General features: G+C 62.3%; 15 protein-coding genes. 5 read left to right on the forward strand and 10 right to left on the reverse strand.

All coding sequences use genetic code 11. From position 1 onward, the window contains the following. The first annotated feature begins 184 nt into the window (after positions 1-184). Together EPN33_14160 and EPN33_14165 are read left to right on the forward strand one after the other, a co-directional pair. Positions 185-751, forward strand: coding sequence for a transcriptional repressor (locus EPN33_14160; GenBank protein TAN20925.1), 567 nt, complete (start codon positions 185-187; stop codon positions 749-751). A gap of 188 nt (positions 752-939) precedes the next feature. Then, positions 940-3,033 (forward strand): HAMP domain-containing protein, encoded by a 2,094-nt coding sequence (locus EPN33_14165; GenBank protein ID TAN20926.1) that lies wholly within the window; start codon positions 940-942, stop codon positions 3,031-3,033. Here EPN33_14165 and EPN33_14170 read toward each other — a convergent pair. From EPN33_14170 to EPN33_14180, 3 genes are all read right to left on the reverse strand, one after another. Beyond that, positions 3,008-3,823, reverse strand: a complete 816-nt coding sequence (locus EPN33_14170) for a class I SAM-dependent methyltransferase (GenBank protein TAN20927.1) — start codon at positions 3,821-3,823, stop codon at positions 3,008-3,010. The two genes, EPN33_14165 and EPN33_14170, sit on opposite strands and share 26 nt — an antisense overlap. A 238-nt stretch (positions 3,824-4,061) precedes the next feature. Further along, positions 4,062-4,628, reverse strand: a complete 567-nt coding sequence (locus EPN33_14175; GenBank protein ID TAN20966.1) for a septum formation inhibitor Maf — start codon at positions 4,626-4,628, stop codon at positions 4,062-4,064. 14 nt (positions 4,629-4,642) lie between these two features. Continuing rightward, positions 4,643-5,962: a hypothetical protein gene (locus EPN33_14180; protein TAN20928.1), complete on the reverse strand. Its 1,320-nt coding sequence runs from the start codon at positions 5,960-5,962 to the stop codon at positions 4,643-4,645. Between EPN33_14180 and EPN33_14185 the strand changes: the two genes are divergently transcribed. After that, positions 5,922-7,658 carry a glycosyltransferase gene (locus EPN33_14185; protein TAN20929.1) on the forward strand — a complete coding sequence of 579 codons (1,737 nt, stop codon included), beginning with the start codon at positions 5,922-5,924 and terminating at the stop codon, positions 7,656-7,658. The genes EPN33_14180 and EPN33_14185 overlap by 41 nt on opposite strands. A 182-nt stretch (positions 7,659-7,840) precedes the next feature. Here the strand turns inward: EPN33_14185 and EPN33_14190 are convergent, their stop codons facing one another. The 5 genes from EPN33_14190 to EPN33_14210 all read right to left on the reverse strand — a co-directional run bounded on the left by EPN33_14190 (position 7,841) and on the right by EPN33_14210 (position 12,994). After that, entirely contained in the window at positions 7,841-8,029 is a 189-nt protein-coding gene (locus EPN33_14190) for a hypothetical protein (GenBank protein TAN20930.1), read from the reverse strand. 521 nt (positions 8,030-8,550) lie between these two features. After that, complete coding sequence (locus EPN33_14195) at positions 8,551-9,432, reverse strand: energy transducer TonB (protein TAN20931.1); 882 nt, start codon at positions 9,430-9,432, stop codon at positions 8,551-8,553. A 146-nt stretch (positions 9,433-9,578) separates the two neighbouring features. Further along, positions 9,579-10,511: an energy transducer TonB gene (locus tag EPN33_14200; GenBank protein TAN20932.1), complete on the reverse strand. Its 933-nt coding sequence runs from the start codon at positions 10,509-10,511 to the stop codon at positions 9,579-9,581. Positions 10,512-10,796: 285 nt separating this feature from the next. Then, positions 10,797-11,306 carry a hypothetical protein gene (locus tag EPN33_14205; protein TAN20933.1) on the reverse strand — a complete coding sequence of 170 codons (510 nt, stop codon included), beginning with the start codon at positions 11,304-11,306 and terminating at the stop codon, positions 10,797-10,799. Next, on the reverse strand, positions 11,291-12,994 hold the full coding sequence (locus EPN33_14210) for a hypothetical protein (protein TAN20934.1): 1,704 nt from the start codon (positions 12,992-12,994) through the stop codon (positions 11,291-11,293). The genes EPN33_14205 and EPN33_14210 overlap by 16 nt, the downstream gene beginning before the upstream one ends. A gap of 444 nt (positions 12,995-13,438) precedes the next feature. On the opposite strand from EPN33_14210, the gene EPN33_14215 reads away from it, so the two are divergent. Beyond that, complete coding sequence (locus EPN33_14215; GenBank protein ID TAN20935.1) at positions 13,439-13,819, forward strand: XRE family transcriptional regulator; 381 nt, start codon at positions 13,439-13,441, stop codon at positions 13,817-13,819. Next, a complete protein-coding gene (locus EPN33_14220; protein ID TAN20936.1) occupies positions 13,788-14,369 on the forward strand; it encodes an ImmA/IrrE family metallo-endopeptidase in 582 nt (193 codons plus the stop codon). The genes EPN33_14215 and EPN33_14220 overlap by 32 nt, the downstream gene beginning before the upstream one ends. A gap of 399 nt (positions 14,370-14,768) precedes the next feature. Here EPN33_14220 and EPN33_14225 read toward each other — a convergent pair whose 3' ends face one another. Both EPN33_14225 and EPN33_14230 read right to left on the reverse strand, forming a co-directional pair. Beyond that, the gene (locus EPN33_14225; protein TAN20937.1) at positions 14,769-15,719 is read right to left on the reverse strand and encodes a hypothetical protein; all 951 of its coding nucleotides are present in this window, start codon (positions 15,717-15,719) and stop codon (positions 14,769-14,771) included. After that, the gene (locus EPN33_14230; protein ID TAN20938.1) at positions 15,716-16,303 is read right to left on the reverse strand and encodes a hypothetical protein; all 588 of its coding nucleotides are present in this window, start codon (positions 16,301-16,303) and stop codon (positions 15,716-15,718) included. Before EPN33_14230 ends, EPN33_14225 begins: the two co-directional genes overlap by 4 nt. Between the last annotated feature and the right edge of the window lie 84 nt (positions 16,304-16,387).

Genomic DNA, 16,387 nt, shown 5'->3' on the forward strand with positions numbered 1-16,387 from the left:
GGGCTCGCGCCGGCGGGTCCCCTTCTTTTTTTCCCCTTGACATGGAGGCGGTGATCGCCGCACACTGGGCTTAACCTGCAAGCGCGAATCTGTCGCATGTCATCGCTGTTCGGTTATGCGACAGCTCCGCATAATTGGCAGTCGTACAGTTGACGCTCTCGCTACGTAAGCGCACACTACCGATATGTTCTGCGATGCGGTCATTCGCGATGCTTCCAAACCCGGCCGCCGGGAACTGGACAGCGCCATCGCCTCTTCGCCGCTAATGGCGCACTCCTTCGACCGGCGCTCTCTGCTGGGAGAACTCAAAGCCAAAGGCATCCGGCTGACGTCACAGCGGCGGGCGGTGGTTGAAGTGATCCAGGAGGCCAACGAGCACCTCGACGCCAGCGCCCTGCTGGAGCGCGCCCGCGCCAAGGGCGTCAATGTCGATCGCGCTACGGTCTACCGCACCGTCGAGCTGTTGAAGCGGCACCGGCTGATCGACGAGCTCGACCTGATGCACCTGCAAGGCGAAAAACATTACTACGAGGCGCGCACCCGCGGCGATCATGTCCATCTCGCCTGCCTGAACTGCGGCCGCATCCTCGAATGCGCCACGCCCCTGCTCGACTGGCTGAAGCTGGAGCTGGCCACGCGCACCGGCTTTGAGTTGCGGGTCACCCGGCTGGAGGTCGGCGGCTACTGCGCGCAATGCCGTGCGGCCCACTCCCGCCGCGCCGAGACTGCGGAAGCGATCGCCTCGGCTTAGCGTGCGTCGTTTACAGGCGAAGCCCAGCTAGAGCAGTTTTAGCATCGCTGTAGCCCGTACCGGGCGTACCGCATGCGGTTTTTCACCAAGAAAAGCCGCACGCACTCGACCAGAGCGGGACACAACTAAGCTAAAACTGCTCTTAATGCGGCGCGAGCCGCCGCATCGGCTACGCTAGAATCAGCAGGATGGCGACGCCGGAGACCCAATCCAACCCGACCGGGCCGCCTCAGGCGAGCGCCGCCCATGCCCGCGCCCGCACCGCGCGGCTGCTGCTGGAGTTGCGGCATTCGGTGCTCTTCAAAGTCACCGCTGGCCTTGGCGTCCTGACGCTCCTGTTGGGCCTGCCCGCGTTTTTCGGCCACGCCACCCTCAGCGGCTTTGGGCTATTCCGGGCGGCCTTTTCCATCGCCGTGTTTCTCTTGCTGGTGCGCGTGGTACACCTCCTCGCCACCGAAACCCTCTGGCTGCTGCGCAACCGGCTCATCCTCGCCTATGTCTTCATGGGCGTGGTGCCGGTGCTGCTGATCGCCGGCATGCTGGCCATCGGCGCCTACATGTTTTATGGCCAGTACGCCTCCTACCTGCTGCTCAACGAGCTCAACGACCACACGCGTAACGTAGGCGCGGTAAATGCCCTCACCGTGCGCGAGCTGGACCGCAATCCCGGCCGCATCAGCGATGCACCGGGCTTGAGCCGTTACTACGCCAGCTACTACTTCCCCCGTGGCTTTGGCGGCGTGCGCTCGTTTTTCTACAGCGGTGGCAAGGCGCTCACGCCGGCCTCCGAGCGCTTCGGCGGCCCGCCCAAGTGGCTGCAGAAGGGCTTCGTCGGCCTGATCGTTCGCAACGGCCGCTACGCCATTGCCAGCTTCGGCGAGTCCGCCAACCAGCCCAAACAGGTCCTGACGCTGTACGCCCTTTCAACCAGCAACCTCGACACCCTGGCCAAGCCCTTGGGGCTGGTCTCTCTGCACCTGGGCTTCGCCACCGTGACCGGCACGGCTGCCACCGGGCCGGGCGATCTGGCCAGCCAGGCGCCGCTGCGGCCCGCCAGCAGCGCCTTTGACATCCGCATCAGCAGCTTCGCCTTTATCCCGGTGACCGACTGGCAGACTGGCGCCGCCGAGACTGCCATCGCCACCGTGACCACCCGGCCCTCGCTGCTCAACGATCAGTTGTTCGCCAGCTTCCAGGACAGCGCCGGTCCGGTGCAGCGCACGCGCTGGCCGCTGCTGGTGCTGGCCATCGTTGCCGTCGGCTTCCTGATCATTGAATTTTTCTCCTTCATTGCCGGCATCCGCATGACCCGCGTCATCACCGGCGCCGTCAACGACCTTTATGTCGGCACCGAACACGTCAATCGCGGCCAGTTCGACTACCGCATCCGGGTGCGCACCCGCGATCAGTTGGCGGCGCTGGCGCACAGCTTCAATACCATGACCGCCTCCATCGAGCGCCTGCTGGCGGAGCAACGGCAGAAGCAGAATCTGGAGAATGAACTGGCCATCGCGCAGGAAGTGCAGGCCCAGTTGTTTCCGCGCACGCCGCCGCAAATCGCGGGCCTGGAAATCGCCGGCCGCTGCCTGCCGGCGCGCGTCGTCAGTGGCGACTACTTCGACTTTCAGCAGTTGAGCCCCACCAGCCTGAGTCTGGCGCTGGGCGATATTTCCGGCAAGGGCATTTCCGCCGCCCTGCTGATGGCCACCATCGTCTCCGCGGTGCGCGCCTACCAGCCCAGCCTCGCCGACCGCGCTGTGGGTGCGGCTGCGGGGGTACGCGGGATGGCCCTACCCGCCAACGGCACTGACCCGGTCGACCCAGTGCAGTTGCTGGAGCGGCTGAACCACCAGCTCTACCACTCCACCCCGCCGGAAAAATACGTGACCTTGTTCTACGCCGTCTACGACGCCAACGACTGCTCGCTGCGCTACACCAACGCCGGCCATCTGCCGCCTGCGGTCATCGGCGGCGGCGGCGTGCGCCGGCTGGAGCGCGGCGGCATGGTCGCCGGCCTGTTTGACGACGTCCACTTCGAGCTCGGCCGCCTGCAGTTTGAGTCCGGCGACCTGCTCGCTGCCTGGAGCGACGGCGTCACCGAGCCGGAAAACGAATACGGCGTCGAGTTCGGCGAAGCGCGTCTGCTGCAAATGCTGGAGCTGCACCGCGCCCGGCCGCTGCAGGAAATCCTCGACACCGTCCTCAGCGCCGTGCTCGACTGGAGCGGCACCGCCGAACAGTCCGACGACATCACCCTTATCCTCGCTCGCGTCGCCGGCTAATCTCATCGCGCCAGCCCGCAAGGCCAGGCGGCGTGCGCGCAAGCGCCCCCAGACGCCGCATGCGTTCCACCGCCAGCTCCACAAAACGCAGCGGAAAGGCCGCACCCAGTGCCGCGGCATCGTAGAGCAGCACCGCCGATTCGCCTTCAAACGGCAGCGGCGCCACGCGCAGCGGACTCGCCGGTGGCTGTGCTGCCTGCAACAGTCCGGCCCACTGGCGCGGCCGCAGATACAGCCGCGTGAGGTGGTCGCGCTGCCCCCACTCGCTCTGCCGCTGCGCGGCGGCGATGTTAGAGACAAAAGCGGCCCGCCGCGCCAGCCGCGCGATCTCGCCCAGCGCCGCCCGCGCCGCGCCCGCCTCCAAATACTGCAAAACCCCGTTGCAATACACCAGATCGAACCGGCCATCGCCAAACGGCAGCCGCGCGCAATCCGCGCGAGCCGTCATCCTGCCCCCAGTCGCGCGCCGCGCGATGTGCGTGGCATGGCGGCTGCGATCCACGCCGGTCGCCCTCACGCCCCAATGCTGCCGCGCGTACCCAGCCAGCGCTCCCTTACCGCAGCCGACATCCAGCAGACTGCGTGCCCCCGTCAACTCCACCAGCGTGGCCAGTTGCGCCTCCACCACCGGGAAATAATTCGGGTAGTAGCCATACCCCCGGACCTCATCCCCGCCCTTCAGCCCCGGCGGGAAATCAGAGTCTTCAAAGTATCGCCGCTCGAATTCGCCCTCAACGTTCGCCACGCACGACGGATGACTGATGACTGATGACTGACGACTTTTCCTCATTCGCTGTCCGGTTCGCGCCGTAGATCATGCTTGTGTTTTTCCGGCTTGCGGCGCTGGTCGGGCACGGCCTGCTCCGGCGGCACCGGACCAATGTGCGCCCGCGCCATCGTCTTGACGAGCTTGGCGGCCGAGGGTGGACGCGACTTTTTGCGCTTGGGCATGACCGATGCGGCCTGTTCAATTACTACTCGAACCGTGGATCCAATGCCCCTATTTTAGGAGAATGCGCAAACTCGGTTCACAGCCCGCATGGTGGAATTCTGAACTGCCGCCAAAGCTGATAGACGAGAGCCAAGGGTAAACCAACGACGTTGGAATACGAGCCTTCAATGCGCGGAATGAAGCAGGCCGCGCGCCCCTGAATGGCGTAGGCGCCCGCCTTGCCCTCCGGCTCGCCGCTGGCAACGTATGCGTCGATTTCTTCCGGCGGTAGCGCCGCGAACTGGACGCGCGTGGCCTCGACCGCTGCTGCCTCCGCCCCGCCATAAATCAGGCAGACGCCCGTCAGCACCTCATGCACCCGGCCGGAAAGCTTCGTCAGCATGGCGCGGGCCTCGGCAGCATCGGCCGGCTTGGCCAGCAACACATCGCCCAGCACCACCGTCGTGTCCGCGCCCAGCACGCCCACGCCTGCAACTTGCGGTGCAATGGCGCGCGCTTTGGCGCGGGCCAAACGCAGCACGTAATCGGCAGCGGGCTCATCCGCGAGCTGGCTCTCGTCCACATCGGCCGGCCGCACCTCAACCCGCCAGCCCGCCGCCTCAAGCAGCTCGCGCCGGCGCGGCGACGCCGAAGCCAGCACCACAAACCGCTCTCCGCTCACGAAGTTGCACCCTGGACTTGCACGTCGCTCGCGGCAGAGCGTCGCGACTCCCGCCAGAGCTGCCAGCCCAGCAAGGCGTAGAGCGGCACATACTCAACCATGGTCCAACCCGGTTGCCGTCCCATCAGGTAGGCCCAGGGCACCGCCACGGAGAAATAAATCCAGGCGGGTTCGGGGAAAAACACCACCAGCGGCAGCAGCCACAGCACAAACCAGGGCTGCATCTGTGGCAGCACCAGCAGCAGCACCGTCAGAATCCAGAGCGCGCCGCGCAGCGGCTCGATTCGGCGCACAGAGAGGAACACGATCGCCGCCAGCACCAATAGCGTCGAGACCACGGCCGCCGCGTGCGCGCCCCATGCGGCATGCAGCAGCGCATACACGCTGGCATTAAACGGTGCGGCGACAGCCACAGCCGCCCGCAGGTTGCGCACAATATCCCCCAGCACGAACCGGCTGCTCGCAAACCAGTAGGGCAGCGACAGCACCACCGCGCACGCAATGGCCCAGCGCAGCGCGCGCCCCCAGCGCTTCCCCGCCCTCACAATGACCAGCGGCACCAGCGTGATCGCGTACCACAAGCTGAGCGCGGCTGCAGCGGCGGCCACGCCGGCCGAGCGCGCGCGGTGCTCGCTCCAGCCCAGCGCCAGCAGCGCCAGCAGCGCCGCCACCGGCGCGATGTGCCCCTCGCCGGCCACTTCGAAGATCGCCAGCGGCGACCAGGCATAAATCAGCACCCATTCCGCCGGCAGCTTGCGCCGCCGCAGCATGCGGATCAGCAGCACAAGCAAAAGCAGATCCGCAGCCACAAAAACGATCTTTCCCGGCCGCAAGCCGGGAAACCAGTTGTAAGTCCAGTGAAAGAGTAATTCCGCCAGCGGCGGTTGCACAGCCGCCCGGTTTTGCGCCGGCACGGCGGCATCGACAGCCGTGCGGATGGGGCTAAGCAGGCTGTTGTTGGGCGCGTAAATGTAGGGGTTGAAGCCGGCGTGGGCGATCTTGCCGTCCCAATGTACCCGCCAAAGCTGGTGCGATAGCGCCGGCGTAAGCGGCAGCAGCGTCAGCCGGAACACAGTCGCCGTCAGAAAGATAAACCAGAGTGACCGGCGGCCCAAAGCGGCGCCTGTGCCCTGGCGCACCACCGTGAATACGGCAATCAGGTAAACTATTCCTGCTGCGGAGAACCAAAGCAGAAACTGCGGCAAGGGCGCCGGCTGCGTAGCGGCGCGCCACAGTAGGACGCCAAAAATGGCCTCCAGCAGGACGGCCAGTGCAATGAGAGTCAGTACGCGTGATCGGACAGCAAGCTTTCCCACAGGCTTTAATAGCCTAACACTTGCCCTCTTCGGCTATCTGAGTCTCTGGCAGACCGGCGCGCAGCAGCAGAGCGGCCTGCTTCACTACATCCATACCCAGCTTCTGAACCGCACCTTCACCGTCGGCCAGGCGAACCTGCCGCTCTATCAGGCCAACGGCTTCGATATGGCGCTGCTGATTCCCTACTTTGTGGTGCTGGGCATCCTCGCGGGCTACGGCTTCCATCGCTATTCGCTGGTTTTCCTGTACTACAAGTACCGGAAACGCGAAACCCGCGAGCCCGCCCACCGCTTCGCCGATCTGCCCGTGGTCACGGTGCAGTTGCCCATCTACAACGAGCAGTTCGTCGTCGAGCGCTTGGTCGAATCCATCTGCAAGCTCGACTACCCGCGCGACCGGTTGGAGATTCAACTCCTCGACGACTCCACCGACGAAACCCAGCTCGTCGCCCGCGCCGCGGTCGAGCGTGCGGCTGCCGCCGGCGCTCCCATTACCTACATCCACCGCACCAACCGCAGCGGCTTCAAAGCGGGTGCGCTCGATGCCGGCATGAAAGTCGCGCGCGGCGAGCTGATCGCCATCTTTGACGCCGACTTCGTCCCGCCTGCCGATTTCCTGCGCCAAACCGTCGACTACTTCACCGACCCCAAGCTCGGCATGGTGCAGACCCGCTGGGGCTACATCAACCGCGATTACTCCTGGCTGACGCGCGTCGAGGCCATTCTGCTCGACGGCCACTTCGTGATGGAGCACGGCGGACGCCATCGCGCCGATCTGTACTTCAACTTCAACGGCACCGCGGGCGTCTGGCGTCGCCAGGCCATCGGCGAAGCCGGCGGCTGGCAGCACGACACTCTCACCGAAGACACCGACCTCAGCTACCGCGCCCAGCTCTGCGGCTGGAAGTTCACTTACCTGCCGCATGTGGTCTGCCCCTCCGAGCTTCCGGTCGATATGAACGCCTTCAAAGTCCAGCAGGCACGCTGGGCGAAAGGCCTGATCCAGGTCTCGAAAAAAATCCTGCCGCGCCTGCTGCGCCGCAAAGACGTCGATGCCCACCACAAGATCGAAGCCTGGTGCCATCTGACCAACAACATCAGCTATCCGCTGATGATCCTGTTGTGCGCGCTCCTTCTGCCCGCCATGATCGTGCGCTTCTATCAGGGCTGGTTTCAGATGCTCTACATCGACCTGCCGCTGTTCATCGCCTCCACCTGCTCCATCTCCTCGTTTTATCTGGCCTCGCAGCGTGAGCTCTATCCCCGCAAATGGTTCTCGACGCTGTTCTACATCCCCATGGTGATGGCCATCGGCATCGGCCTGACGGTGACCAATTCGCGCGCGGTGATGGAGGCGCTGCTCGGCATCAAGAGCTCCTTCAAGCGCACCCCCAAATTCCACATCGAGTCCCGCGCCGACGAGCAGGCCTCGGTGGTCAAGAAAAAGAAATATAAACGCAAGGTAGGCTGGTCGCCGGTGATCGAGCTGGTGCTCGGCTGCGTCTTTCTGGCGGTGACGGTCTACGCCTGGCAGATGGAAAACTATCTGACCATCCCCTTTGTCCTGCTCTTCGTCGTCGGCTACTTCACCACCGGCTTCCTGTCCATCTTCCAGGGCCGCTTCCCCCGCCGCCGCGCCGCCGCGGTTGTGGCTCCTCCGGAAGAAGTCCCCGCCGCCTCCCTCGCCAGCCGCTAGAATTAAAACCAGACCAGCTATAGGCCGACGGCCCGGATCGTGTGCGGCTTCGTCATGCGGAGAAGCCGCTCCCACTTCGGCCGCCGCCGAGAATCTGCTCGACCGCCGCAGAATGCCGCGGCCATACTGCGGCCCCAGCGACACGGTTTTCATCACCAGCAAATCCAGCGTTCCCCGCAACGTCAGCCGGCAACGGCGGCGACGCGCCGGGGCCATGCCTCCGCGAACAAAACGCCGCTGATCTGGGTCATGACGTCAACTCTCACCGGAGCAATGCCAATTTGATAGATGAGATTCGGGCTGGAGAAATCCTCGGACGTGAGGCCGTCCTTTTGCAGCGGCGCTCCGAAAGCGGCCAGGGCGGCGTACACCTGCTCCGCGTTCCGGGCTGAGTTGTTGATCCAGAGGTCCAGGTCCTTACGCGGAGGCCGCGCCGTTGGAACTGTGGGCCAAGTCGGCGCGGAAGTCTGCAAAACTCATGCAATGGCGGCTCGTCCCCGGCAAACCACCGGGCGCGGACCCGGCCGGGCGGGGGCTCCGGGGCCCCCAGCCCGGCCGAGCGTCAAGTGGGTGGCGTGGCGCAGCCACGCCAGGCCCCGCGCCAGTCAATGGTGAAGCGCGGCTCGCTGTACTTCATCAGCGCGTAGCCGCCAACGACGAGGTACTCAGCCTCTTGTTCGTTGAACCGAAGTAACAGTTCGCTGAAATGTGGGTTGGCTGCCATGGCGGATTTCCTCAGCCGCGAGCACGAGATCCCAGGCGGCAGCAAAGATTGCCTCGTCCCCTTGCGCCTGCCAGAACTCCACGTCGAAGCGGCGGTCGGGAAAACTGCCCCGAACCACGCGCGTTTTCCAATCGGAAGTTTGGGCAGCAGCCATGGGGATCTGTGCGGCTAGTACAAATGGAAGTTGACTTCGATCTGGGCAACGACGGCGATGGGTTTGCCGTGCTTGTCGCGCGCGGGCTGGAATCGCCAGCGGAGCACCGCCTGCAAGGCCTTCTGGTCGAGGCCCAGGCCCAGCGGTTGCACAACCTTGGGATCGCTCACACGTCCATCGGAGCCAATCACCACCGACAGCACGCAGGTGCCCTGGAAGCGGGCCTTGCGCGCGGCGTCGGTGTACTCCGGGTCGGGTTCGTAAATGCCCACCGGCGCAGAGGCGGCCACTGATCCCGCCTCCACGCAATCCGGACCGGTGCAGGTGCCTCCGGCCGAGCCGCGGCCCATGCCGCCCGGGCCGCCATTCACGCCACCACCCGAACCGGGCGGCCCGGAAATCGGGCCCAGCGAACCGAACGAGGGCAGCGATTGCGCCATCACCGGCGCCAGCAGCGTGGGCGTGATGTTGACCGGGTTGGGATGCGGCGTCTGAACCTTCTTGGGTGCATTCAAGACCGGCGCGCCGCCGCCGGAAAGCCGGATCATCCGGACCGGAACCGCCTTTACCGGCTCGAGCGCGGAGGGGAGATAAATCGATTGCACCGTCAGCGCCTTCTCCACCTTGGCGCGCACGGGCCGCCAGAAGGGTAGCAGGACAATGACGATGACCGCGACGTGAATGCCCAGCGATTTGAGCCGGCTGGAGAGCGGCTGCGGCGGCGACCAAATGTCCTTAACCGGAATCGGCTTCGACTCCAGCACCAACTCCGGAGCCTTGGGCGGACGGATGGTCTCCTTGATACGCGCCCAGAACTCCTTGAGAGCCGATTCCTGCTCCAGGTGAAAGATTTCGTCAGAAGGCCCGTTGGCGGGCGCGTTGCGCTGGTCGGCCATGCAACTTGATCCTTTGGACAGCCGGTGTGGACTGCCTTCCCACTGCTTTATACGAAGGATATCATGTTGGCGTTGCGCGAAATGAGAATTCGCCCTGGAAGTGGGTTATCGGCCGGTCGGTCTGTGCGGCATAAAGTGGCGAGCCGCTAGAACAGCCGGAAATTCACTTCAATATCGGCCAAAACCCGCACTGGGCGGCCGTTTTTCATGGCCGGACGAAAGCGCCAAAGTGTAACCGCTTGCACCGCTTTCTGGTCCAGCCCGAGGCCCACCCGGCGAATCACCTTGGGATCGTGCACGTGGCCGTCGGTGCCAATGATGACCGCCACGATTACCGTACCCTGAAATTTTGCGCGGCGGGCGGCGTCAGAGTACTCCGGGTTGGGCTCATAAATCGGAATAGGTTCGCTCACATCGCCGCCCGGCTCACACAGGCCACTCACGCAGTCACCTCCGCCGGAAGGGCTGTTGCCCGGCCCGCCCGGGCCGGCGCCACTGTGGCCGAAGCTCGTGCCCGGAGGCCCGGCAACGGGGCCGAGATTGCCGAACGCCGGCAGTGGCACATTGGCCTCCGCCGTCGCCGGCATGAGCTGCAACGGCGCCGACACCGGCTGCGCCTGCGCATCCACCGCCTGCAGGGTCGGGGGCGCCGGCAAGTGCACCGGCGTGCCGCCGCCCGCCAGGCGGTGCATTTTCGGCAGCGATCCCCCGGGCGCGAAGAGAGTGGGAATCAGCTCCGCCTGCTCCTGCTTTTGCACGGGCAGGTGAACGGCGTGCCAGATGGGCAACAGGATGACAGCGATCACCGCAACATGAATCGCTACCGAGATGATGCGCTGCCGCGTGCGCTGCTCATGACTCCAGATGTCTTTGACAGGAATCGGCTTCGACTCAAGCTGCAGTTCCGGCCGTGGAGTGGGATGCATCCACTCCCGCACCTCCTCGACGAGCTGCCGCCAGAAGGGCTGATCGGGGGACGATTCATAATCGGCAAACAGAGCCATCCCGCCCTCGCTCCCTATTGCTGAGACTGCTCCCAGGGGGGGAAGGTTGCGCAGAACCTTGCCAGCGCAGCTCATAACGGAGCTGGCGCGTAGAGGCTGCAGGCGCCAGTGGCGCGTTCGCGCGCATTGGGACGTCGGCTCTTAGTCTAACTTCACCCAAGCCGCCCAGCAACGCGACCTCGCCCCCCTCCTGATCGCCTCCTCCGCTCCCGCTAAGCAAACCACCGACTTTTTCGATGCCATCACCCGCGCACGCCAGCGTCTTCCCTTGATTTTCTGATCTCCGCAAAAGTTGCGGGCTGTGCTTATAAGACGGGAGCGCGCGGTGCGGGCCGCGCGCCCCGCTGAGGCGGGCAGGTATCAGGTCAGATTATCGTTCAGGTTCCCTCCGGAATCGCCATTAAAGACCTTAAACAAGGCGGCGACCAATGCCTCCTGGCCGCTCCGATAGAGCCAAAACTGGGTGTGCCGGTTCCTCCATCCGCTCACGATGGCCATCAGCGGCTTGGGTGACCGCGCTTGCTCGGAAGTCGCGATGTTTCGAGCGACCTTCAAATCTTTCCTGCTCGGTTCGGAAGAGCCTAAAGGATGTGTGTGCCAGTCGCCGAGGTATCCCCAATAGCGCCCCGATCGCTCATACGCGAGCGCTACCTGTTTGTCGTCGAACTCGTAATCAGGTACGAAGCTGAAAAGCCGATGGGCCGCGCGCGGGCCTGGGCGAGTTGCGGCCATCACAGCAGCGCTACCATCGTCGTTCCAGTAACCCAACAATAGACCGCCAGCTTCAAACGGACAAAATTGAGCTGCCACTTCCAACATCACTCCCTGAGCGGCGAATTCTAACCACACCGAACTCAATGGCTCCGGCATTCAGGATGCCTTTCGAGGGAGCCAACAGTCCAGGATGGCGCGCAGAGCGCGCCTTTTGGCGTTCGCAGCGTGAGCGTGCCGACATCCCAGTTGGTGGCAGGATAGCCGCCGGGACAATTCTCTAGAAGCGTGGAAACGGCCAAGCGTATGCCCGCTAGGGATACCTCCTGCACGTCGAAGGCTGCTGCGGTAAAGGTTGGCAAATTGCAGCCTTGTGGCTGGATAAGTGTCATTGGTGGGGCCTCGGGAAGAGTCGGGAGCAAACCATCGTCCTCATTCTTCAAGAAACACCACCAGCAACCCAGGGTCGCGTTGGGGCGAATCCTCACGAGCCGACCTCCCCAACCGCCATGAGTTGAGTAGGCACAAATGTAGGGCAGAGAACGTGCACGAGCCATTGCTGATACGAGCATGTGCAAACCTGGATCAGCGGTCGCATCGAAAACCAGGTCAATGCCATCTAACAATCGCGTTTCCGTCGCGAGGTCCAGGCCGCCCATTGATACAGCGGAGCCCACGCGCGTCTCGCTGACGGTTACCTTCGTTCGCGGGAAGTTCTCGCGAAGAAAGGCGTTTAGCGCCCAACCCTTCGCTTCGCCCGAATGCACAACCCCAAGCGGCCAACGGACGACCGTGCCCGGCTCGATGAAATCGGGTTCCACCAGGCGGAGGTCGCCGATTCCGGCTTTGGCCAGCTCGATAGCCACTGGGGCGCCCACGCACCCGAGTCCGATGATGGCGACCGCTTTGCCTTCAAGTGAAGAAAGTTCCGGTATGCGGAGGAGCATGTCTTGGTTGCCGGCGCGGCCGGCTCTGGCGAAATACGTCGCAGGCAGTGCCTTTCCATCTCGAAAACCGTTCCGCCGTACAGGGTGTTCGACGACAAAAAGCCATCCGTCCCCAGATGATTCTCGCTGTTTGATTTCTTCAGGAAAAATAATCCCTGTGATTAGCGGCGCGCTGCTTGGCCTCCCCAGCGGCCGTGGACTCATTTGCTGGCGTACCATCTCAAGAAAACGCGTGGCCTGAAATTCGAGGATCGGCGCAGCAACGCGTGACCAATCGCCAGAAAAAGTCGCGGCGTTGTATAGATCTCGCAAAGCAGGGTCGGCAACGGCGACGATTTGGCCCGAAGGATCTCGAAGTTCGAGCACGGCCGCGCTAATCGTCTTTTCGGTGAGGTACCGACAACCGACTAGCATCGTACCCGAGCTGCAAGTGGACAGATTCCAGGATGAATCGACCAGCACAATTGAACTGGGCGCGTACGGATAATAAGCACTGACGGGCTCCGCCTGTTCGGCCTCTTGGCCTGCGGCCGCAGATTTATCCTTGCTAATGCCTAGCTCCAATACACGCGGTAGGCGGTCACGAAGGCATTCGGCAAGGTAATCTTCCGGTCCCCAGCTCCCGGTGTTCGCGAACAGGCAGAGGTTCTTTGCGAATGGGTTCTGATGATGTTCCAGCGCGAGACTCTTCGCGAAAAGCTCGAAGCGAGTGTGCGGGTAGGTTGGTGGGAATTCCGCAACCATCTCGACAGACTGTTCCTGTGCCGTCAATGACAGCGCCATCGTCAGCACACCTCTTCTGGCGTCCTGCTCTTGAACTGTGAACTCAATCCCAGCATCCCTGAGCGCATCGAGTTCGAACTTGAGGCGCTCAGGAATGCGCTCCCACCAGGGCTTCACCCCACCTCCCTGTGATGAGGAGGTCGCGGCGGATTTGGCGGCCCCGGCGGATGGCCCGGCTTGGGTGGGTGTTCATGTTGAGGAGACGATTCCGGCTCCCGCGGCTTCTGGTCTGGTTTCGACATTTAATCTCCTAGGAATCAGGTTTGTTTAGGCCGAAAGGAAATCCTCGATCCCATGGCTCAGCAAATGCTCCGCCAGGGTCCGGCATCCACGGTCGCAGTTGGGGGTTGATAGCAATATGCAAGCGGCGCCGACCCAAAGCAACGCCGCAAGCCAGCCCGAGTTCTTCGGTGTTGTCACGCTCAATTCCCTCCGTTCCGATTTTCCGTGCATGTTTCATTTGTGAGTGCTAATCTCCCAAATGATGAACATGAGGGGACTGTACGCCACTCGGCTTCCTTTGTCAAACTGTGTTTTATATTTGAGACAGGAGGGTAGGCGATGACGCTTTTGCGCCTCGGGGCAGCGCTCCGTGATAGAAGGGGCACGCGCGGCGTTCGCGAGCTTGCGGCGGAAATTGGAATCAGTCCGGCTACGCTATCGCGCGTTGAAGGGGGCAAGCTTCCTGACCTGGTCACTTTCCGGAAAATTTGTGTCTGGCTGAAAATCGATCCGGCACAAATCCTAGGCCTTCCCGGTGCTCAGGAGGGGTCAACCGAGCCCTCAATTCCGGACTCGATGACGGTAGCCGTTCACCTTCGGGCAGATGCGCAACTGTCCCAAGAAGCCGCCGGCGATTTGGCCGCGCTAATTCTTGCCGCCCAAAGAGAACTGGCTGGCAGAGTACGGGATGGGCGTGCCGATGTTCCGTCGTGGGTTTAAGACGTGGTCGGAGGAGACCGCAGCTCATGTTAGACAAGCGCTCCAGATTGCAATGGACGCGCCTCTGGAGCCACTGCGTATGGCCGAGTATTTAAGTGTTCCGGTTCTACGGCCTCTGGATCTTTCGGGACTTGCGCCGGAGGTTATCGGCCGCCTGTCGGCCTCGCACCGCGAAGCGTGGTCGGCGATTACGGTAGCCAATGGCCGGCACAAGCTCATCGTCATTAATCCGGCGCATTCGCAGGCACGTCAAAATAGCAGCCTCGCCCATGAGCTTGCGCACATAATTCTTGACCATGAGCCCTCGTTGATGTTCATGGCGCCCGGGAGCGGCGCTGTGTTGAGGACGCACAACAAGGAGCAAGAGGACGAAGCGGGATGGCTTGCAGGGACTCTGCTGCTCCCAAGAGCGGCGCTTCTTAAGATCAGACGCAGGCGGCTCACGAACGAGGAGGCTTGCACCGAATACTTCGTCAGCGCAGCCATGCTCCGGTTCCGACTCAACGCAACCGGTGTCAATGTGCAAATCAGGCGTGCCGGTCGGATTTGAACGGTTTGCAAAGCAGGCCGCCCATGAATGCACGAAGACTGGCTGCATCAACCGATATGCATAGTGTTCCGGAACACTCCTGTCCTGCCAACGTTCGGCAAACGCTTGCTTTATCTTCTCCGGCCGACAAGCGATTGCACGGTGTTCTCAAAGAGCTTGCATTGAAAGGACGGCTGGAGTGCGACATGCGCGATGCCGAAGCTGGCCTGCCGAACCTCCCGCCGACCCTCAAGGGGAAATGAAAACACCCCCACAAGCGCTGGCTTTCTGGCGTGGCTCGCCACTTTTTGCCCTGGTCGCTCCCGCTGGTCGCTCGGAGTGCGGGCTTCGATTCCCGGCAGGGTCCGCCCACTGGCGCTCAGGGCTCCTCCAAGCTGCCACCGAATTCAGGTGTTCCGCTTAATCACGCTCAGAACTTGGCTGAATTTCACGCAAGTCGAGCAATAGAAAAGTCTCAATCGTTCGCCCCGGCTTTTTGGTCTCGCGCTTCCGTAAGACCGCCTGCCAACGCCGCCCGACGAGCTGCTCCTGATGTATGCGTTCGAGATATGTTTCACTGAAAATCTCCGCAACTTTTCCGGAGATGAGTTCGCCTCCGGGATACGTCCTGAACTCAAACCGACGCCCGTACGGTACTACCCCTATCAGTTCTCCCTCGACCGGAATGTCGTCCTCTGCAATCTCGGTGGCTTCGACTCTACTGTATGCCCTTTCGATTGCAGCTTGATCAAACGGCATCTCTCGCTCGTCCTCGACAAGCCGGAATACTGCATGCTCACTGCGAATCTCCTTAAAGAAGTCCCTCAGGGACGAAAATATCCGTGGATTTATCTCTTCAACCAGAGCGCTGAACGGACGATCGTCTTCGGCCGCGACTTGCTCCATGTAATCGGTTACCTTGCTGATTGTTTGCTTTAGCGGCGTTGGGAAGAGCGGTTCACCTCGCTCGTCAAGTTCCTCCAACAAGAACCCGACCGATCCGTGGACAAGGTTCGTGATGTGGAGTCGTGTGGCATCGCGATCCTTAATCTGTCCTCGCAATGCCAAGGCGCCACACTGGAGAGTTGCCCCGACTTTCGACACAAGATCCTGATAAGTGGATACAATGGAAGAAGCGAAATCGGCCTGAATTCCGCGGCTGCCGATGACGGGGCCACCCCCAAAGTATAGTGCGACTGCGGCTCGCCGTTCCTCCATAGTGTCGAGTTCGGCTAATCTGCCTCGTAGCTCTTGGACTCGCGAGCTAAATCCTAGCAGGCCTACGGGATCATTTGCCGGAAGTGAACCGAGGATCGCTTCAACCGACGCGATCTCAGCAACGAGCTGGTCCCGCTCGATTTTGCGAATCATGGCTGTATCCCCGGCATAAGCAGTGCGGCTGCGGCATGGTCCGCTGCCGTGATTGCAAGTGGCACCTCTAACATGCCCTTCCATTCGCCCGTCACCCTCCTGTGTGAAAAGAGGCCATACCAGTAGCGAGTCTGAGCAACCAGCGTTAGTGGATCGATGTCCAGATCCACGAAGTAGGAATCGCAGTGATAATTTTGTTTATTCGATAAAGGATGGAACAAGGTCGAGTTCGAGGCGAAGAACTCGGCCCATAATGGGTCGGAACGCAAATGCGGTGGGCGCCGGAAGAAGGTCACAACGTCGAGATCGTTCGGATTACGGCTTTCCCGAACTTCAATCAACTCTGTAAAGCTGCCATCTAGCCACTGGAACCCGTCATTCAGACCTGCCTTTTGTAAGGCCAGCCTGAACTGAAGGAATCCTCGAAAGATCTCGGATCGCTTCGCGGTGTGCGACAGTGCTCTGGCTACGACCTCGACCGAAGTAGGATATGGTGCCAAGGATTGCGGCTGCGCGGGATTGGTGCCGCAGTATGGCGGGAGTAACCCGGCCAGTGTGAATGCTGGCAAGGCCGTGAAGAGCACTGAAGGGGTGTAAGTTGGAGTACCCATCGGGCCGAAAAACAATCAGCGGAAAACATATATCGAACAGGTTTGAACGCGCCGCAA

Source organism: Acidobacteriota bacterium (assembly GCA_004299485.1).
Classification (GTDB): domain Bacteria; phylum Acidobacteriota; class Terriglobia; order Terriglobales; family SCQP01; genus SCQP01.